Below are 19,286 nucleotides of genomic sequence, written 5' to 3'. Positions count from 1 at the left end.
AAAGTGACTAGGTTTATGACACGTGAATTGAATTCACCCGCGGTTTTTGTCATAAACCTAGTCACTTTCTGCACCTTTTCGATACCTCTTCGATACCCCATCCTCGCTTTTCAGAATTAGCCATCCGCCAGACCCCAACCAGCGAGTTTGGAGCCCCAACCACACCGGGAGTAACGTCTAAAAATAGAGCTTTTACGGCAGCTTCAGCTAGGTTGCTCGAAAGCAACGGGGCTATAGCTCAGTTGGTAGAGCGTCGCGTTCGCAATGCGAAGGTCAGGGGTTCGATTCCCCTTAGCTCCACAAAAATATCCCAGGCCACATCACCGTGACCTGGGATTTTCCGTATTTCGCATTACCGCGTTACGCAACATCGTATTAAGCATCAAAGGAATACACGCCAAAAGATGACGCACCAAAACCTAGCCGCCAGCAACTACCTGCGGTACTCCACCCGCGTATAGGACACGCGTATGCGGGTGGTAATGCGCTGGCGGAGGTCCTCAGGGGCAGGTTGCTGGCAGCACCGGCGCAGCAGCCGTCGGATAGCTTGCTCGGAACCGAACTCTTCTAAGCACTGAGGGCATTTGTGAATGTGTTCCTCGAGAAAGCGGCGCTCCTCCGAATCACACTCGCCATCCAAAAATGCGTGTAGGCGCGAGTGGACATCCTGACAGAAAGCATCTTCACAGGCGTGCCCGCGCTCTGGCGTCTGCTCCATATCTTGGCTCGACTCTCGGCTCATCGCGGAGAATCTCCCTTCTCTTCTTTCAAGAATCCACGTTCCACGGCTACGCTGTGCAACGCGTCTCGGAGCTGTTTTCTTCCACGGTGGAGCCGACTCATCACAGTTCCGATGGGCGTGCCCATGATTTCGGCGATTTCCTTGTAGGGCAATCCCTCGACATCGGCGTAGTAGACCACCATCCGGTAATCCTCTTTGAGACTCATCAAAGCGTCACGAATTTCCTCGTCAGGAAGCTTTTCCAGCGCTTCAACCTCAGCAGAGCGCAGCCCTATCGAAGTGTGCGACGCGGTTTCCGCGATCTGTGAATCGGTGATGTCATCGGTGGCGTACTCGGCAGGACGACGCTGCGCCTTGCGGTAGTTGTTGATGTACGCATTCGTCAGAATGCGGTAGAGCCACGCTTTCAGATTCGTGCCCGGCTTGTAGGAGCGGAAGCCCTGAAAAGCCTTGATATAGGTCTCCTGCACCAGGTCTTCGGCATCGGCGGGGTTGCGTGTCATCCGCAGCGCCGCTCCATAGAGCTGATCCAAAAGCGGCATGGCATCACGCTCAAAGCGCTGCGCAAGCTCCTCATCCGACTCATCAGTCCGGATGGCCGATGTTCCTGTCTGATCACCTGACATGCTACCTATCCTAAAACATCCGCACCCACGAGTCGGCCAGCCCCCGTCACCAGGGATTTCGTAGCGTAATTGCACTGGTGTGCAACGATGGGAAATTATGTCGAAGAAGTCCGCCAAAAAATCCGCTGCCGCCACCCCGGCCATCGCCTTCTGTCAGAACGCCGGAATCGACTTCCACGTTCACCAATTCCCCCACGGCAGCGACAACTTCGGCGAAGAGGCCGCCTCTTGGCTGCTAGAACACCTCGGCGTCGAGCCCGAACGCATCTTCAAAACTCTCATTATCGAGCTATCCGGCAAACGCACTGGGCTGGCCATCGCCGTCGTCCCCGCCACTGGAATGCTCAACCTCAAGGCCGCCGCCGCGGCTATCGGGGCTTCCAAGGCCACGATGGCCGACCCGCATGACGCGTCACTTGCCACCGGCTACATTCCCGGCGGCATCTCCCCGCTTGGCGGTCGCCGCAAGCTCCCCACGGTCATTGATGAGACAGCCACTCTCTCCGACACTGTGTTCGTCTCCGGTGGTCGCCGCGGGTGGGACATCGAACTGTCACCCGCTGATTTGGTTTCGCTTTGCGACGCCACGGTCGCCGACATCGCCCGCTAATCCTGCGGCTACTCCTGCAACCTCCCCGCTGATACGGCCTTAAAACAGCTCCTCGTTGTGGCCGGGTACCGCGCCATCGGGCTCATCCAACAGGTGCGACCCTTCATTCGCAACATTACCGACGACGCGGTTGACCGGACGGATGGTCAGCTTGTCCACCACCTCGGCGCTGGTCACGCCAACATCTCCGTTTGCTGCCCAGGCCGAGAGATCCAGCCAATCGCTGACTTCATCGTCGGCAAGCACGCGCGGCATACGATGATGCAGATCCACGAGCTGTCCCACGGCGTCGGTGGTGAGAATTGTCGCGGAGACTATATCTCCCCAGCGTGCCCACAGACCCGCGACGGTGAAAAGCGGTGCATCATCACCGAAGCTGACGAAGTAGAGCTGGCGATTTTTCCATTCATACCAACCGTTCATGGGGATTGCGCAGGGAAGGCCGTCCCGGAAAGTCGGTTTGGACTGCCAGGTTTCCGCACGGGCGTTGAAGAAAGGTGTCGTTGGCACTTCGCGGGCCCACTGCGGAATTAAACCCCAGCGCACGGTGGCTGCAATGGTTCCTGTGCGGCCGGGATGCTCGCGGGCAAGAGCAACTATTGGCATGGTCGGGCCGATGTTGTAGCGGGAGGTGGGCAACGGGCCGTCGGCACGCACGGGCGCCAAACCGGGAATTTCAGCCGTGGTGCTGAGCAGCTTTTCGGCGACTGTGAAATTGACGAAACGACCACACATACCAACTGATTGTGCCGATGTCTCCCCCTCTAGTCGAGGTATGGAGTGAAAGTGTTCCATAATTGGTTGTGTGTGTTCCCAAAATCAGAATTGGTCCGCCCCTACTGTAAGTGTCGACGGTGCCGAATCCGGTCGACAGCCTTTTAGCGCCACGGTGCAGATTGCCGGCTCGAAGTCGATTACGAACCGTGCTCTTGTCATCGCGGCGCTATCTTCGACCCCATCGGTTATCCATGGTGCTCTGCGCTCTCGCGATACCGATCTTATGATTCGCGCACTGCAGGCCCTGGGAACTGACATCAGTGCCGACTCGACATATTCGGGTTCCCCGAACCACACGCTCCGTGTCACTCCACGCATGCTCCGCGGTGGTGTCGTGGAATGTGGCCTTGCAGGTACGGTTATGCGCTTCGTGCCGCCTATCGCAGCTCTGGCACAGGGGTCGGTGTTCTTCGAAGGCGACGTAGAGGCCAAGGCTCGCCCGATGTCAGCCGTGCTGGATGCCCTGCGCAGCCTCGGTGTGAACATCGCTGGAAATGGGCTTCCTTTCACGGTCAATCCACAGGGTCCGAACCAGGGCAACCGCCTCGGTGACTCGGTCCAAGAGCAAGATCTGCCGGACATCGGCGGCGAAGTGGAAATTGACGCTTCGGCCTCAAGCCAGTTCGTCTCCGGCCTGTTGCTGTCAGCGCCGCGCTATGGCCGTGGCCTCGTACTTCGCCCGACGGGCGAGATTCCCTCCCGCCCCCACATTGACATGACCCTGGACATGCTCCGTGAGGCCGGTGTGCAGGTCGACGAGACCACGGCCGACGCACCTGAGGGATCACGCACAACGTTCACCATTCACCCCACCGAAATGATGGGTCGTACTTGGCAGATCGAGCCCGACCTGTCCAACGCTGCCGCCTTCCTGGCCGCTGCAGCTGTCACTGGTGGCAGCGTCACCGTGCCCGACTGGTCAGAGCACACCACGCAGCCGGGCGACCGCATCCGCGAGATCCTCACCGCAATGGGCGCTACCGTGACGTTCAACCGTCACGAGGGTGGCCGCACCAGCCTCACCGTCGTGGGCCCAAAGCCGTCAGAGCTGCGCGGAATCACGATGGACATGTCCGAGATTGGCGAGCTGACCCCAACGGTCGCTGCCATCGCCGCCCTGGCCACCACCCGCACCGAGCTGACGGGTATTGCACACTTGCGCGGTCACGAAACCAACCGTCTTGCCGCGCTCACCACGGAAATCAACCGCCTCGGTGGTCGCGCTACGGAGCTTGACGACGGCATTGCGATTGACCCCGTTCCGCTCCAGGGTGGCCTCTGGCACAGCTACGCCGACCATCGAATGGCCACCGCTGGTGCCATTGTTGGCCTGCGCACGGAGGGCGTGGAAGTCGAAAACATCGGTACCACCGCTAAGACCATGCCTGGATTCGACCTGCGCTGGCTGGAGATGCTCGGACTGGCCTCCCCCAGCCCTAGTTCGTTGGAAAAGTCGGTCGACACTCGACTTGATGGCATGGAGGACGGAACCGAGGCAGGGAAATAACAGTGGCGGCACGCAGGCGTGGACGGCAATGGGACGAGTCCGATGTACGCATCCGCCCCGGTAGAGGGTCTCGGCCACGGACGAAGGATCGCCCTAGCCACGCAGATGCCCACTGGGGCATGGTGGTGACCAAGGATCGTGGTCGTTGGGGTGTAGTCCTCGATAACAACGCTGATGTTGCAGTGACATGCATGCGTGCCCGCGAGCTCGGCCGCACCAATATCGTTGTCGGTGACCGTGTCGGTGTCGTCGGCGATGTCAGCGGCCGTGAGGGCACACTGGCCCGCATCGTCAAGCTGGCAGAGCGCAGCACGGTTTTGCGTCGCACCGCCGATGACAATGACCCGTATGAGCGCATTGTCGTGGCCAATGCCAGCCTGCTACTCATTGTGTGTGCAGTCGCCGATCCTGAACCCCGCACCGGTTTTGTCGAACGCGCGCTGGTCGCGGCCTACGCCGGCGGTGTCCGTCCCGTGCTCTGTCTGACTAAGTCTGATCTGGCTGACCCAGAGGAATTTGCCGGGGAGTTTTCCGCACTCGGAGTGGATGTCGTTGTCTGCGGTATTAACGATGACTTGGCTCCTTTGTCAGAGCTCATCGATGTTCCAGAACGAGTGACAGCTTTGGTTGGGCATTCCGGTGTTGGGAAATCAACCCTCGTCAACCGGATTGTTCCCGAAGCCAACCGTGAGACCGGCGAAGTCAGTGGTGTGGGTAAGGGCCGCCATACCTCCACGCAGTCGGTGGCACTGATGTTGCCGTCGGAAAGCGAAAACAGCGCGCCCTCGTGGATCATTGATACCCCGGGCATTCGTTCCTTTGGCCTGGCTCATGTGACACCGGAGACGCTACTGGCAGCGTTTCCAGATATCCAGGCGGCAACAGATGGATGCCCACGTGGTTGCACCCATTTGGGACCACCCGCGGATCCAGAGTGCGCCCTGGACAAGTTGGAGGGAGTTCAGCACCGTCGAGCGATGGCAGTGCGTCGTCTATTGATCGCTATCAGCGACAACGAGGACTGGGAGCTGGACATTGAAAGAGACTAGCCACACCAATTCTGCGGAGACGCCCTCTGAAGCCTCGGCAAGTGCTGAGTCGAACAAAGAGGACTCCGGTCTCTACCCCGCTCCCGGCAGCTGGATTCGACTGTGCATCTACACGCTTATCGTCGGTCTTGCGACGGGGCTCGGAGCAGCCGGGCTCGCGCTGATTATGCACGGGATCGAGTACGCGGTCTACGGGCAGCACGAGGGTGACGTAGCGGTCGTGACCGATGGCACCACCGGCCTACAGCGCTTTGTCGGGATCGTGTTGGCGGGGCTGATTGCAGGACCAATGTGGGCCGCTTTGCGCACAAAGGCGAAGCCCATTGAAAGCGTTGAGGCGGGCATGCACGGCCGTCTCATGCCTGTGTGGTCGACTCTTGTCAATGTGTTTTTGCAGATGGCGACCGTAGCCGCAGGTGCATCCATGGGACGCGAGAATGCCCCGCGTGAGCTAGGTGCAATGGTGGCCTCACAGATGTCGCATCGACTACGCATCGATCCGCTACACCGCCGTATTCTGGTCGCAGCAGCGGCCGGTGCCGGCCTGGGGGCGATCTATCACATCCCGCTGGCTGGAGCGGTTTTCTCGTTGGAGATTCTGCTGGGCTCACTGAGCATTACCGCGGTGATGGTGGTGCTGGCGTGTTCGGCCATTGCGACGGTGACGTCGGGCATTGTGGTCGGAAGTAGCCCGCTCTACAGCCCAATCAATCTCTCAGACGGATGGGGCAACCTCGGTGCGGCACTGCTCCTCGGTGTTATCTGCGGCGCCATTGGCTACGCATTTCGCATTCTCAGCTCGCGGGTGTTAGACAAGGCACCGACTGGCTGGCATTCTGCCTGGGCCATCCCCCTCGCGTTCACGCTAGTTGGTGTGATTTCACTGTGGGTTCCAGAAGTCTTGGGCAATGGCCGTATCGCTGCGACCACAGTTCTCATGGACCGCCCGCTGCTGGGTTTTGCTGTCATCCTGCTGATTGCGAAAGCTATCGCGGTTCTCGTTACTTTCCGTTCGGGGGCCGTCGGTGGTCTCTTGACTCCCGGCTTTGCCCTTGGCGCGCTCAGCGGTTTCATCGTCGGCTGCTTCGTACAGCCATTGATGCCCTCAGTTCCGCTGAGCGACTTTGCGATTCTCGGCGCGGCGGCCTTCCTGTCGGCGTCCATGGCAGCTCCACTGTTCGCACTGATCGTGACCGTGGAGTTTACCGGCCAGAATTCCTCGGCTTACTTAGCGCTCTTCCTCGCTGGTGCAACTGCGACACTAACTGTGACCATAATTCGCGCCTGGCTACGGCTCCCCCACAAGCAATCAATGCCATGGAACCGCAAACCGGCAGCCGCAGCTGCGATCCGCAAGCGGGTCGAGGGCTAACCGTGCGCAGCAGTGTGCGTTGAGCGACCTGTATAGGCTCGGACAATTTCCCGGACGCCTGGGCGAAGACGGCGGAGCATTCGCAGCCCCGTCGCTAAGCCCTTGCGTTGCGGGGAACTGGACTGGAGCTCCGCTTCAACCTGCGGATACTTCTTGAACGCCGCCTCCGAACGCACCTCTGGGGCGTTGTCCGGGTCAGCGACTAAGAAGCGATTCGGCAGCGACAACTTTAGTAGTGTGCGCTGGACCTGGAAGAGCTGCTTCGGGAACGACCCCGTGTTGTATGGCAGGTCGTATTCCCGGCAAATCTGCTGAACCTGCTTCGAAATCTGCGCAAGCCTGTTGGATGGCATGTCTGGGAAGAGGTGGTGCTCAATCTGGTAATTCAGATTTCCCGAGAGCACCGACAACGCCAGCCCACCGTGGAAGTTCGCCGAGCCCAGCATTTGGCGCAAATACCACTCACTCTTGTCCTCGGTGTTGTACTGCTCCTTGGTGAAAGTCTCGGCATCATCCGGGAAGTGTCCGCAGAAGATGACAGCGTAGGCCCACAGATTACGGGCGAGGTTGGCCATCATGTTCGCAAATGCCACTTCGCGGTAACGCGGACCCGCCATCGCCGGGAAAAGAACGTAGTCCTTGACCACCTGGCGCCCCGACTTGTTGAGAACCTCCATGAGCTGCGGCCGGGCCTCATCCCAGGATTTCTTGCCTGCGAACACACGCCCGAGCTCAACGTCGTAGAAAGCCACTGCCCATTGGAAAAGGCTGGCCAAGACCACGTTTGTCACCGGCTGCAACAGCGTCGATGGCTTCCAACGGCGGTCACGAGTCACCCGGAGAATGCCGTATCCCACATCGTTGTCCATACCTAGCACGTTGGTGTACTTGTGGTGGACAAAGTTGTGGGAGTGCTTCCACCCGCTCGATGGGCAGGAATTGTCCCACTCCCAGGTGGCCGAGTGAATCTCGGGGTCATTCATCCAATCCCACTGACCGTGCATGGTGTTGTGGCCGATTTCGAGGTTTTCCAAAATCTTTGCCAGCCCCAGCGCTGAGATGCCCGCCCATTTGAAACCCCAGTGTGCGGTGTTCTTCCACGACTTCGGCAGCAGCCCCAATTTGTTCAGGGCCATGCCTGCGGTCGGTACCATCAGCAGACCTCGACCAGTCACCTCAAGGGTGCGTTGAATGCGGATGAGCGTGCGGATGTAGCGAGCATCCTTCTGCCCCAGCGAATCGCGGTGTTGCTTTTCGATTTCCGCAAACCGACGCCCAATCTCTGCGACGTCTTCTTCGCTCAAGTGCGCATACGATGCGATATCGGAAATTGCCATGGGAAGGGTCCCAACTCCTTTGAGGTAGTTTCTCCTGGTTAATGCATGTTGAGATAGATGTGGGGCGAACTTACAGTTCGATACGCGCGAGCCCCGCCGGCGCACAGACGCACGTTCGGACTCGCTCCCCCGCCACAAACGTCGCACCGGTGCGGATGTCCCGCGCTGCGCCGTCGGAGAGCTGCTGCACACACGTCGCACAGATTCCCATCCGACAGCCGTACGGCAGGTCAACTCCGACGCTCTCCGCCGCCTCCAGGATGGTGGTTGCACCGTCTACGTCGATATCGCCTCGGCTACCGAAACTCACCGTGCCACCGGCCTCTTCCGCCGCGGAGCGGTCAACGGTGAAACGTTCCGTCCGCAGCCCGGGGAACTCCGGCTCAAGGTTTTTCAGCAGTTCAACCGGACCACAGGCATAGGCGCTTGCCGACGATGCCAGCGCTCCAAAGTCACCAATGATGTCGGTAACCGCAGCAGCGTCAATCCGCGGTTGCGCCTCCGTATTCCGGGCATGCAGGCGATACTTCAACGCACTAATAGCACTGCGCTGTTCCATCTCCCGGAGTTCGTTGACAAACACAGCTTCTGCTTCGCCGCGGTAGGAGTGAATGTGTTCGACGTCCACTGATGCTTTGCGAGCTGAAAGATCACGCAGCATGGAAATCACAGGAGTTACGCCGGAGCCTGCGGTAACAAAAGCAATGCGGGCTGGGAGTGGCTCCGGAAGATGGAAATCCCCAGCCGGGGCAGCCAGGCGGACGACAGTACCCGGTTTTACATTGGCGACGAGATGTTGGGACACGTAGCCGTCGTTGAGTGCACGAATGTTGATAGTCAGCAGCCCGTCATGAGGCCGCGGTGCATTTGTCAGTGAGTAGGAACGCCACAGGTATTTCCCCTTGACCTCTACGCCGAGTCCAATGAACTGACCTGGCTTGAAGTCTGTTGGCATCCCCCAACCCGGACGGATTATCAACTCTGCTGAAGTAGGAGATGTGGGATTAATGGCCTCAATCTGACCGCGCAGCTCGCGACTTGACCACAGCGGATTTAGCAAATGCGTGTAGTCATCGGGCAAAAGTGGCGTGGATAAATGCTTCAATACCCGGGAAACTTTGGTCTTAAGCCCCATTCTTGGCCCTCCTGACTGTCACGGGAGAACAAGTAATAACACTGTTCATCAGCGGGCGTTCCCCGCCCGATCCATTATTACGTGCCCGTAGGTTACTTAGACGTAGACTACGGAGCGGTAAGTTATTGGTCAAGAGAAGCAAATGATTTTGACACAAATAGCGAAATTGTCATTACCCCCGCTTTCCTGCGAAACACCCCCTTTGACATGGAGCTTATCCACACAAAACAATCCCGCCTTTTATACCCCCGCAGAAAAAACTTGTGCCATACAAAAGGGGACTGGGTTCCAAACCCAGTCCCCTTCTTCAACACCAAGCACGCGCTACTACAGGAAGTCGACCACCATGCCGAGCTCAGCTACGTCATACCACGCCAGCGGAATCTCCAGCGCATCGCCGACAGTGAGCTCCGCATCCTCGTCACCGAGATCTGCCTTATCGACGGCTTCAATCGCAGCCTCAACCTTGCTTTCCGCCTCTTCCACATCAATGTGGAGCGCTGCAACGTCGGCAAGCGAAATTGGGCCGCCGACCTTAACCACAGCATCGCCCATATCCGACTGCGGTTCCGCCTCCACATCGACGGAAATGACTACTCGGCGGTGCGGGAACTTCTCTTCTGCAGCATCGAGCAGACGAAGCGACGCACGCGCAGCCTCATCAAAGGCCACATCTGCCAGTTCCTCATCATCGCCCTCAGTAAAGAAATCGCGCAGCGCCTCAGTGACAGCAAAGCCCCAACCACCGCGGGCGTGGAAGAGCTCATCCTCCTTCAGCGCCTCAAGCATAGAGAAAGTCGCTGGGATATAGACACGCATTAGAACTCGCCCTCGAGACCCAGTAGACCGGCAATCTCGACCACTGCGCGGTCGAACTGCTGATAGAAGACTCCCACCATGCCGTTAGAGACGGCAGCATGGATGTTCTCAATCGAATCATCCACCAACACACAGTCCCGGGCCGGCAGTTCAATAGCCGCAGCAGCTGCATTAAAAGCCTCTGCCGAAGGCTTCTCATGGCCAATTTCACCAGAGAGCACAACTGCGTCTACCAGGCCCTCATCTTCGAGCTTGCGAATCGGATCCGCCGATGGGCCACCTGGGTCATTCGACAGGACTGCCAGGCCAACACCATTTGCACGCGCCTCTACCAGCAAATTACGCCAACGTGCCTGGTCTTCATCCGTACCGTCGAGGACACCACAGTAATCGATAATCATTCCGCGCATGGCCTGTAGTTTATCGCATGACCTGCACGTTTGCCTTTTTTCCAGTTCAGCGTGTTAATTGGCTGTTCATTACGCCAATTTATAGACGACCAGAACGGCTTTGACGGAAACCTATAGGGCTATTAACAGCGAGACACTCAGCCCACTTCGCGGCTGTATCTTCTCCCCACCCCCATGCCAGCCGTGAATTCCCCTTCACAAGCTGCACACTTAAAGCACTTGTAGGACAATGGTCTTCAGCAAGGGGGAACTTGCCAATGGAGAGTTTTTAGGGGGATTAATCCATGGCACCTACGTCTCACGTACCAACATCGCAGGCGCCGATGCCTTACGCGCTGTCGCACGCCGCTGAGAACCGATCCAGTGACAGGGAATTCATCGAACCAGCAACGGGCTTTTCGCTTCTCCACACAATTCAACTTGGCCAGTCAGCTAATGTCGCCACTTCTCCAACCGCAAAAGTGGCACCGACCTATAGCGGATGTTCCGTTGCTTCCGGGACCGCTGTCATGACGGCATTACCGCCCGCCGTGGCCACTCCTGCGGCAAAAAAGACGCCGCAAACACCGCACGTCGTCCAGCACTGTGAGCAGAATCTGAGACAGGAGCTTGGCACGATTACTCGCCGCGTCTTCGACATTATCGCGGGTCGCCGGCGAGTCAACGATTTGCGTCGCATCAACATCGACCCGATTATTCACGCTGCGATACTCACGCTGTCGAAAAACACCAGCCTCAAAGGTGTCGCGTTGCAATCCTTCCACGCCAGCGCTTCAGCAGACGGCAAAAAGGTCGAATTCCTGGGTAGTTGCCGTGTCGGTCCGCGCGTTCGCGCGTTCACGGGCACGTTCCGCCGCGGAACAGCAAAAACGCGGCCATGGATCATGACCGCGTTTCGTGTGCTTTAGTGCTTAGCGACGGCGCTTGCGAGCCGCCTTCCGACGCTGCGCCCGGTTGCCCTCAGGCTCTTGATCCATGCGCTGCTGCTCTGCACTGCCGTCCTCGCTGGGGCCGGAGTAGGTCATCTGCTGATTTTTCTCAGCAGCTTCCGTTGGCAGAGCCGGAGCCTGGTTTTCCTGCCCCTCAGTGTTTTCCACTGCGGGCATAACCTGCTTACGGATTAGGAACAGCTGACGAACCGATTCTTCCTTGATGCCGTCCATCATCGCGGTGAACATGTCGTAGCCCTCACGCTGGTACTCCACCAGCGGGTCAGCCTGGGCCATGGCGCGCAAGCCAATGCCCTCCTTGAGGTAGTCCATCTCGTAGAGGTGCTCGCGCCACTTTTGGTCCATGACGTTCAGGATGGTGAAGCGCTCAATGTTGCGCATCTGGTCGTCGCCACCAATTGCGGAGACCGCATCCTCAAGCTGGTCGTAGCTGGCGGAGATATCGTTGTGCAGAGCCTTGGACAGCTCATCGGCCGAGAGGTCACCCGGGGTACCGAAGTCAGAGCCATCGATGAGCTCCTGCGCCGTAAACGTCGGACTGTAGAGCTGCTCAAGGGCATTCCACAGCTCGTCGAGGTCCCAATCCTCCACGTAACCGTCAGCGGTGGCACCATTGACATACGCATCGACGACATCGTCCTGCATGTCGCGAACCTGAGTCTTCAAATCCTCACCTTCGAGGATGCGACGGCGCTCAGCGTAGATGACCTTACGCTGCTGGTTCATAACCTCGTCATACTTCAGAACATTCTTACGGATTTCGAAGTTCTGGCTTTCCACCTGAGCCTGAACGCTCTTAATGGAGTTGGAGACAACCTTGGAGTCAATAGGAACGTCATCCGGGACATTCAGAGTGTTCATCAGCGCTTCCATGCGCTGGCCGTTGAAGCGAACCATGAGGTCATCGCGCATGGACAGGTAGAAGCGGGTAACACCCGGGTCACCCTGACGACCGGTACGACCACGCAACTGGTTGTCAATGCGGCGCGACTCATGGCGCTCAGTGCCCAGGACGTAGAGTCCACCGGCCTCACGTACCTTGTCAGCTTCTTCCTTCGACTGCTGACGAACACGCTCAATCTCAGCGTCCCACGCCTCTTCGTACTCTTCCGGAGTTTCCACCGGGTCCAGACCACGAGAGCGCAGATTCAGGTCAGCGATGATGTCCGGGTTACCGCCCAGCACGATGTCAGTACCACGACCGGCCATATTAGTTGCCACGGTAACGCCTCCGAGACGACCCGCCACCGCAACAATCTCAGCTTCCTTCTCGTGGTGCTTTGCATTCAGCACAGAGTGAGGAATACCTTCGCGCTGTAGGAGCTTGGAAAGATACTCGGATTTCTCGACTGACGTCGTACCAACGAGAACTGGCTGACCCTTTTCATGGCATTCGCGGATGTCCTCGACAACAGCGGCGAACTTTGCCTCCTGCGTCTTGTAAATCAGGTCGGGCAGATCCTCGCGCTGCTTCGGGCGATTCGGCGGGATCGCCATGACGTTCAGCTTGTAAATCTGGTGCAGCTCAGCCGCTTCAGTCTCAGCCGTACCGGTCATACCGGACAGCTTGTCGTAGAGGCGGAAGTAGTTCTGGAGCGTGACGGTTGCCAGCGTCTGGTTCTCGTTTTTAATCTCCACCCCTTCCTTGGCCTCAATTGCCTGGTGCATGCCCTCGTTATAGCGACGGCCTGCCAGCACACGACCGGTGAACTCATCGACAATGAGAATCTCACCATTACGGATAATGTAATCCTTGTCGCGGGTGAACAGCTCCTTGGCCTTCAGGGCATTGTTCAGGTAGCTGACCAGTGAGGAATTTTCCGGAGCATACAGGTTTGAAATACCCAGCTGATCCTCAACGAATTCAACACCTTCTTCACGAATACCGATGGTGCGCTTACGCTCATCGACTTCGTAGTGAATGTCGCGCTTCATACGCGGCACAATCTTGGAGAACGCCAGGTACCAGTGCGGATCGCCATCCGCCGGACCGGAAATAATTAACGGGGTACGGGCCTCGTCAATCAGAATCGAGTCAACCTCATCGACGATGGCGAAGTGGTGCCCACGCTGCACCAAATCGTCGAGCGAATGCGCCATGTTGTCGCGCAGGTAGTCAAAGCCGAACTCATTGTTCGTGCCGTAGGTGATGTCGGCAGCATAGGCCTTGCGGCGCTGGTCCGGGCTGAGCTCAGAGAGAATCACCGAGGTCTCAAGCCCCAGGAAGCGGTGGACTCGTCCCATCCACTCCGCGTCACGCTTAGCCAGGTAGTCATTAACCGTAACGACATGAACGCCCTTGCCTGCCAACGCATTGAGGTATGCAGGCAGCACACAGGTCAGGGTCTTACCTTCACCAGTACCCATTTCGGCAACGTTGCCGAAGTGCAGTGCAGCACCGCCCATAACCTGGACGCGGTAGTGCTTCTGGCCCAGCACGCGCCAGGACGCCTCACGCGCCGTGGCGAAAGCATCCAGCAGCAAATCGTCTACATCGGCACCGTCAGCCAGCTGCTTCTTAAACTCCTCGGTCTTGGCGCGGAGTTCATCGTCTGAAAGAGCTGCGTACTCGTCTTCCTTGGCGATGACCTGATCTGCAATATTGCCAAGCCTCTTGACAGCGCGGCCTTCACCAATGCGGAGCAACTTGCTGAGCGAAAACACTAAATTGGGACCTTTCCGGCCGATTCACGTCGAACTTTAATGTGCAACGGTTGATTATACGACGAACCCGCCTTCCCTTCTAAGAGAAGACGGGCTCATGTGAGCAATTACTTACCAATACACAGCTCTGCGCGGCATTGCGTGCTCTTTTTGATGAAGACTTACTTCTCGTCTTCCTCTGCCAGCTCAATCAGACCGTAGTCGTATGCGTGACGACGGTAGACCACGGACGGACGAGAGGTTGCCTCGTTAACGAAGAGGTAGAAGTCGTGACCGACGAGCTCCATCTCAGACAGAGCATCTTCCACCGTCATCGGAGTTGCGGAGTGCTGCTTGGTACGCACAACCTGGCCCGGACGTACGTCCTCAACCAGATCCTCGTACGGATCAGCCTTTTCCGGAGCCGCTGCCTCAGCCTCTGCAACCAGCGAAGCAGTTGCCTCGCCGACGGACATCGGTGCACGGTGGCCAGAACGGCTAATCTTGCGGCGAGCCTTCACCTTACGCAGGGAGCGCTCCATCTTGCCCAGAGCAGACTCCAGTGCAGCGTAGAAGCTATCTTCCTTCGCTTCCGCACGAGCCAGGTGCCCCTTGCCAGTAGCGGTGATCTGAATACGGTCAGAGCGGTCTGCACGGCGCGGATTCGGCTCGTGCTGGAGCTCCACGTGGAAGAAGGTCAAAGTCGGGTCGAGGCGCTCAATCTTCGCCAGCTTCGCCTTAACACGATCTGCGAAGTGCTCTGGAACCTCAACATTGCGCCCGGTGATGGTCACCTGAGCGTTCGGGCTGAGTACCTCGTTGTTGTCAGCAGGTGTGGACACTTGCTACCTACCTCCCGGTATGGCCACCGCCCTTCCGTGAGCGGGATTACTCACGGCGTCTACGGTGACGAGTCTTTCTGCACCCCCAGGATACAGTTCCGGGGGTAACCAATGCCACGTTCCCCTCGTTTATTTTTCGCTTGCCGACGACACCCCTGCGTCTACGCCCGGGCGAGCACCAACACCATGTCGATGCGAATCCCCAATGACGCTGCCACCAACTCGGTTTCCGCTGCAGTGGCACCAGTGGTGGCCACATCATCAACCAGAATCACTGTCGCCTGGGTACACCGTTGTCGCAGCTTGTCACTAATTCCGTGCTTGAATTGCGTCAGCGGCACAATGTGGCCAGAAAGGTTTCGTCTGCGTTGAGAAGCCCCAAGCTCCGCGGAATCCCGCGTGCGCCCACCAATGCGCACCAGGGGCAATACCGAACTAGAGGGGAGCTGACTGCAGGCAAAGTCGCAGGCAATTGTTACCGGATCCCCACCCCGTTGTCGACGGGATGACAATCTTGTCGGCGCGGGAATCAAAATGACGGGGGTAATTTCCGGGGGCATTATATGGCCGTCTGAGGCCAGTCTTCGTACCGCAGCGGCGAACACGGCCCCCATGATTCGTCTGGCTTCACCACTGCCCCGTTCTTTGGCCGACAAAATGAGATGTCTCCTCGCACCGGAGTACGGACCACAGGTCCACGCTGCTGCGCGTAACGCAGCCCGCGGTGAAAAACGCACTGGAGGTTGCTGGAGATCGTCCTTGCAATCACGACACAGCGTCCCGGAGCAGCCGCACACCGGGCAGGTTTCCGGTATCACGAGGCCAATCGCATCGCGAGTGACGTCGTAAAGCACGCGCAGTACATCCCGCGATGATTTCCCCTGCGCCATTAATCCCCTCCCCGATTTGCGCTTACTCCACAGACACCGGAGCCATTCGACCACGCGCACCCGGAACCTGGCGCCAGAACTGCTGCTGCCCCTCGCTGGAGATCAGCTCCATAACACCGGTGGCATCCAATGCGTAACGCTTCGACGAGGTCGCGGTAACCACAGGAATTGGCGGTGTCAGGTTGAGCTTCGGCAGAACGGAGCTGGTCGCACCGTCCGGGAAGGCACTCCACATCGGGGTGTCTCCGCTGTAACCGCCCACCGTGACCGTTTGATTCGGCGACCACGTCAGCGACACCGGGGAAACGTTTTCAGGGAGCGGCAGAGCGCGCGGATGCGTCAACTTCCACGGTTTGTCGTCATGCCTTTCGATGGTGGCGATATAGACCTCACCAGCGATAATCATCGCTACCTGCGTGCCCGAAGAATCGACGCGGAATTCAGAAATACCGGCGCTTGGGTGCCCCGTGTCTTCGCCGCCGTCAAGAAGGTGACTGAGCTCAGAGGTATCAACCTCCTCCTGCTGAATCCGGGACGACGTCGACTGCCGAACCAGGCGTACGACGGTTGTACCGTCCTTCACTGTCCAGACCGCCTCGGCATCTGGCGACCATGTCGGACGGGTGAGACTCTCGCCAGTCAGCACAGGAATCGGCTGATCTTGTATTCCGCCGAGCATCAATGTGGACTCCCCAAGGTCATACGAACCGGTACGACCATCCGCAGCCGAGCGGAACACGGCGGCAATAAGCTCGCTGCCATTGGGGTTGATGCCCACTGCCGCGGAAAACACCGCAGTGCTGCCGCTGGCGGTCCAGCCACGTCCCACAGGTGTGGCGTGGCCGTCAGCAATCTCGTAGATACCGCTGCGGTCGACCGTCCGCAACGGCGCGTTATCAGCCGGTAGATGATTCGGGTCGTAGAGCTGGATTGCGTCGGTATCCTTCGTCCACGGCTCGTCGTGGCTGGCAATTAGTGGTTCGCCGTCGGCCATGAGGATCCACGGACCACGGAAATCTGCCGAGTCGAGAGTCCAGATAATCTGTGCCGCGAGCATGACACGCAGTTCCTCGGAAACATCACCCAATCCGGTGATTTCGACCCTGCGACCGTCCGAGTTGGACACAGGTCCTGCTTCCACCGCAATTGAGGCATTGGGCTTGAGCACTGTGGTGACGCCCGGTCGCAGTGGTGCTGATGGTCCGTTCTTCAGCTTTGTCAACAGATTGGTCGCGCCATCGGTGACGCCACGATAGAGCCAACGACGATCTGTGACCAAATGATTACCCGCCGGGTCGAGGAAATAGATATTGCGAGGCACATTGTTTTCCAGGAATGCCTGACGCTCCATGACAACACCGTCGGGCAGCGAGGAAATGCGCCACTGCCCATCCGAACCGAGCTTCATCTCCACGGTTTCCTCATAATCACCGGACTGGGGCTCATAAGCACCATCAGTACCAAATTGACCAACGCTGCGACCTCGGGCAACGAAGGACTGTCGAGAACCTCCTTCATCCCGTTGAGCGATGAGGTTGACACCGTCAAGAATGCGGGCGCTATCATGCGGCTTCCAACTGGCCGCAAGTTCCGGGGTCATGAAGGCACGCATAGCTTGAAAATCATCAACCGGATGCGCGGCCGCGGCGAAAAAGTCGCGCAGGACAATGTCTGCATTGACATTCGGTCGTGGCTGAGGAACTTCAATACGAACTTGGGGCGGCTCAAACGGACGCAGCACCTGGGGGCTGGTGTTTCTCGGAATGGTGGTACATCCTGCGGCCGTGCCCAAAATGATCACTGAGCTAAGCGCCACTGTCTTACGCAGGACGCGACGAGCCTTTGACTGTTGCTGCGCCGTCATTTAGATATCCTCCTCTCGTGCCTGTCGGGATTCGCTATCGCTAGTCCGCTGCCCCTTATCCTGATCCTGGCTCTTGACTTGCGGTGCAATCGAATCCGATTCCAACTCCCGTGCACCAATTTCCTGCTGATGCGGAATCTGATCGGGCAGCGGAGGAACTTCCAGGCCGAGCGGATGCTCACCGAAGCTCGCATCAGGCTCCAGTGGCACAGTCAGGCGGAAACAGCTACCGACCGTCGGCACGCCAAATGCCTCCAGTTCCCCACCATGCAATTGTGCGTCCTCACGCGCGATCGCCAAGCCAAGTCCGGTCCCGCCGGTGCGTCGGACACGCGAGGGGTCAGCGCGCCAGAACCGGTTAAACACCAGCTCTTGCTGTTCCGGCTTTAGCCCCACACCGTGGTCAACGACCGTAAACGAGACCGCGGAATTGCTCGCCCGCACTGTGACATCCACCGGATTGCCCTCACTGTGGTCAACAGCGTTGGCCATAAGGTTGCGTAGCACGCGCTCGATACGACGCGAGTCGACTGTTGCCATTACCGGTTCATCGGGCAGGTGGAAGCGGATGGGTGTACCGGTCTCCTTAGCCACGACCGTTACCTGCTGATAGGCAGCATCCACGCAGCGACGGACATCGACCTTTTCTGCGGACAGATCAGCAACGCCGGCATCGTGGCGTGAGATCTCAAGCAGGTCATTGAGAAGCATCTCAAAACGCTCAAGCTCCTCATTCATCAGCTCAGCTGCGCGGCGAGTCGCCGGATCGAGGTCCTCAGCGCCGTCAGCAATAAGGTCGGCGGCCATACGCACCGTGGTCAGAGGCGTCCTCAACTCATGCGAGACATCGGAGGTGAACTGTCGCTGCAGACTGCCGTATTCCTCCAGCTGTCTAATCTGCGTCGACAGCGATTCGGCCATCTTGTTAAAGCTCATGGCCAGTCGCGCCATGTCATCTTCACCCTGCACGACCATGCGTTCGCGCAAGTGGCCGTCGGCAAAGCGCTGGGCAATCTGGGCGGCGGAACGCACTGGTGTCGTCACCTGATTGGAGAAGAACCAAGTAATACCGCCGAGAAGCGCCATGATGACTACTGTCGCACCGGCGAGGAGACCACGAACCAACTTAATAGTCGATTCCTCTGCAGCCATAGAGGTGACCAGATAGAGCTCGAGCCCATCAACCGAGGTAGAAGTAGGGCTACCGATAATTAACGCCGAGTACGTATCGCCGCGGTTATCAGTGACTTGGCGTACCTGATACGCAATTTGCCCTTGTCGGACTACTTCATGCAATCGTTCTGGAACATCGGCCTTAATCGGCGATGAAGCCAACACCGTGCCTCGTGGCACCGGCGCCACGAGCAGCGGTTCATAACTTGTCAGTGGCGCAGCACCGGAACCGGCTGCACGGTTCACAAGGGCATCGCGCCCCACGTTGAGAAGAGCTTGCAGCTCGTTGGACGAAGAGTTCTCAATCGCCTGCTCCACCACCGCGCGAGCACGGTCAATTTCCTCGTCGGCAGCGGTAACCTTTGCGTCGATAAGCCGCTGGGTAACAATAGTCGCCAGCGCGAAACCGAGTACCGCAATCACCATCGCGCTCAGTACCACCACAGAGGTCAGAATGCGCGCTTGGATAGACGTGCGCCAGAGCGTAACCGCCCAGGTCACTCCCCTGTTGGTGAAGTCTCGAAGCTTCGTTATTAATCG

At 58.3% G+C, this 19,286-nt stretch carries 16 protein-coding genes and 1 tRNA gene; 6 read left to right on the top strand and 11 right to left on the bottom strand.

Going from position 1 to position 19,286, the window contains the following annotated elements; all coding sequences use genetic code 11:
* Positions 1-227: 227 nt before the first annotated feature.
* Positions 228-300, top strand: a tRNA-Ala gene (locus HMPREF3042_RS01865).
* 133 nt (positions 301-433) lie between these two features.
* Here HMPREF3042_RS01865 and rsrA read toward each other — a convergent pair.
* On the bottom strand, positions 434-718 hold the full coding sequence (rsrA, locus tag HMPREF3042_RS11095; protein ID WP_038629430.1) for a mycothiol system anti-sigma-R factor: 285 nt from the start codon (positions 716-718) through the stop codon (positions 434-436).
* 20 nt (positions 719-738) lie between these two features.
* A complete protein-coding gene (locus HMPREF3042_RS01855) occupies positions 739-1,368 on the bottom strand; it encodes a sigma-70 family RNA polymerase sigma factor (RefSeq protein ID WP_070855903.1) in 630 nt (209 codons plus the stop codon).
* A 97-nt stretch (positions 1,369-1,465) separates the two neighbouring features.
* On the opposite strand from HMPREF3042_RS01855, the gene ybaK reads away from it, so the two are divergent.
* The gene (gene ybaK / locus HMPREF3042_RS01850; RefSeq protein ID WP_070855902.1) at positions 1,466-1,978 is read left to right on the top strand and encodes a Cys-tRNA(Pro) deacylase; all 513 of its coding nucleotides are present in this window, start codon (positions 1,466-1,468) and stop codon (positions 1,976-1,978) included.
* Between the two features lie 39 nt (positions 1,979-2,017).
* Here ybaK and HMPREF3042_RS01845 read toward each other — a convergent pair whose 3' ends face one another.
* The gene (locus tag HMPREF3042_RS01845; protein ID WP_070855901.1) at positions 2,018-2,713 is read right to left on the bottom strand and encodes an SOS response-associated peptidase; all 696 of its coding nucleotides are present in this window, start codon (positions 2,711-2,713) and stop codon (positions 2,018-2,020) included.
* A gap of 70 nt (positions 2,714-2,783) precedes the next feature.
* Between HMPREF3042_RS01845 and aroA the strand changes: the two genes are divergently transcribed.
* Genes aroA through HMPREF3042_RS01830 form a run of 3 tightly spaced genes read left to right on the top strand, consistent with a single transcriptional unit; the run spans position 2,784 to position 6,683 of the window.
* Positions 2,784-4,262 (top strand): 3-phosphoshikimate 1-carboxyvinyltransferase, encoded by a 1,479-nt coding sequence (gene aroA, locus HMPREF3042_RS01840; RefSeq protein ID WP_083327397.1) that lies wholly within the window; start codon positions 2,784-2,786, stop codon positions 4,260-4,262.
* 2 nt (positions 4,263-4,264) lie between these two features.
* Positions 4,265-5,311, top strand: a complete 1,047-nt coding sequence (gene rsgA, locus HMPREF3042_RS01835) for a ribosome small subunit-dependent GTPase A (protein WP_049191126.1) — start codon at positions 4,265-4,267, stop codon at positions 5,309-5,311.
* The gene (locus HMPREF3042_RS01830; RefSeq protein WP_049191129.1) at positions 5,298-6,683 is read left to right on the top strand and encodes a chloride channel protein; all 1,386 of its coding nucleotides are present in this window, start codon (positions 5,298-5,300) and stop codon (positions 6,681-6,683) included. The genes rsgA and HMPREF3042_RS01830 overlap by 14 nt, the downstream gene beginning before the upstream one ends.
* Here the strand turns inward: HMPREF3042_RS01830 and HMPREF3042_RS01825 are convergent.
* The 4 genes from HMPREF3042_RS01825 to HMPREF3042_RS01810 all read right to left on the bottom strand — a co-directional run bounded on the left by HMPREF3042_RS01825 (position 6,680) and on the right by HMPREF3042_RS01810 (position 10,384).
* Positions 6,680-8,020 carry a fatty acid desaturase family protein gene (locus HMPREF3042_RS01825; protein ID WP_070855899.1) on the bottom strand — a complete coding sequence of 447 codons (1,341 nt, stop codon included), beginning with the start codon at positions 8,018-8,020 and terminating at the stop codon, positions 6,680-6,682. The genes HMPREF3042_RS01830 and HMPREF3042_RS01825 overlap by 4 nt on opposite strands.
* Positions 8,021-8,090: 70 nt before the next feature.
* Positions 8,091-9,155, bottom strand: a complete 1,065-nt coding sequence (locus HMPREF3042_RS01820; RefSeq protein ID WP_070855898.1) for a flavin reductase family protein — start codon at positions 9,153-9,155, stop codon at positions 8,091-8,093.
* A 327-nt stretch (positions 9,156-9,482) separates the two neighbouring features.
* Entirely contained in the window at positions 9,483-9,974 is a 492-nt protein-coding gene (locus HMPREF3042_RS01815; RefSeq protein WP_038627920.1) for a DUF6912 family protein, read from the bottom strand.
* Entirely contained in the window at positions 9,974-10,384 is a 411-nt protein-coding gene (locus HMPREF3042_RS01810) for an HAD-IA family hydrolase (protein WP_038627918.1), read from the bottom strand. Before HMPREF3042_RS01810 ends, HMPREF3042_RS01815 begins: the two co-directional genes overlap by 1 nt.
* Before the next feature lie 284 nt (positions 10,385-10,668).
* Here HMPREF3042_RS01810 and HMPREF3042_RS01805 point away from each other — a divergent pair, with 284 nt between their 5' ends.
* Positions 10,669-11,292 carry a hypothetical protein gene (locus HMPREF3042_RS01805; protein WP_070855897.1) on the top strand — a complete coding sequence of 208 codons (624 nt, stop codon included), beginning with the start codon at positions 10,669-10,671 and terminating at the stop codon, positions 11,290-11,292.
* Between the two features lie 3 nt (positions 11,293-11,295).
* Here the strand turns inward: HMPREF3042_RS01805 and secA are convergent, their stop codons facing one another.
* From secA to mtrB, 4 genes are all read right to left on the bottom strand, one after another.
* A complete protein-coding gene (secA, locus tag HMPREF3042_RS01800; RefSeq protein WP_048731675.1) occupies positions 11,296-13,998 on the bottom strand; it encodes a preprotein translocase subunit SecA in 2,703 nt (900 codons plus the stop codon).
* A gap of 161 nt (positions 13,999-14,159) precedes the next feature.
* Complete coding sequence (gene hpf / locus HMPREF3042_RS01795; RefSeq protein ID WP_038627911.1) at positions 14,160-14,819, bottom strand: ribosome hibernation-promoting factor, HPF/YfiA family; 660 nt, start codon at positions 14,817-14,819, stop codon at positions 14,160-14,162.
* A 912-nt stretch (positions 14,820-15,731) separates the two neighbouring features.
* Positions 15,732-17,573: an LpqB family beta-propeller domain-containing protein gene (locus HMPREF3042_RS01785; RefSeq protein ID WP_070855896.1), complete on the bottom strand. Its 1,842-nt coding sequence runs from the start codon at positions 17,571-17,573 to the stop codon at positions 15,732-15,734.
* Entirely contained in the window at positions 17,574-19,247 is a 1,674-nt protein-coding gene (gene mtrB / locus HMPREF3042_RS01780; protein ID WP_070855895.1) for an MtrAB system histidine kinase MtrB, read from the bottom strand.
* Between the last annotated feature and the right edge of the window lie 39 nt (positions 19,248-19,286).

The organism is Corynebacterium sp. HMSC074C05, assembly GCF_001838325.1.
In the GTDB taxonomy this organism is placed as follows: Bacteria; Actinomycetota; Actinomycetes; order Mycobacteriales; family Mycobacteriaceae; genus Corynebacterium; species Corynebacterium amycolatum.
The sequence above is the reverse complement of the archived record's forward strand: the minus strand, read 5'-3'. Positions and strand labels throughout refer to the sequence as shown.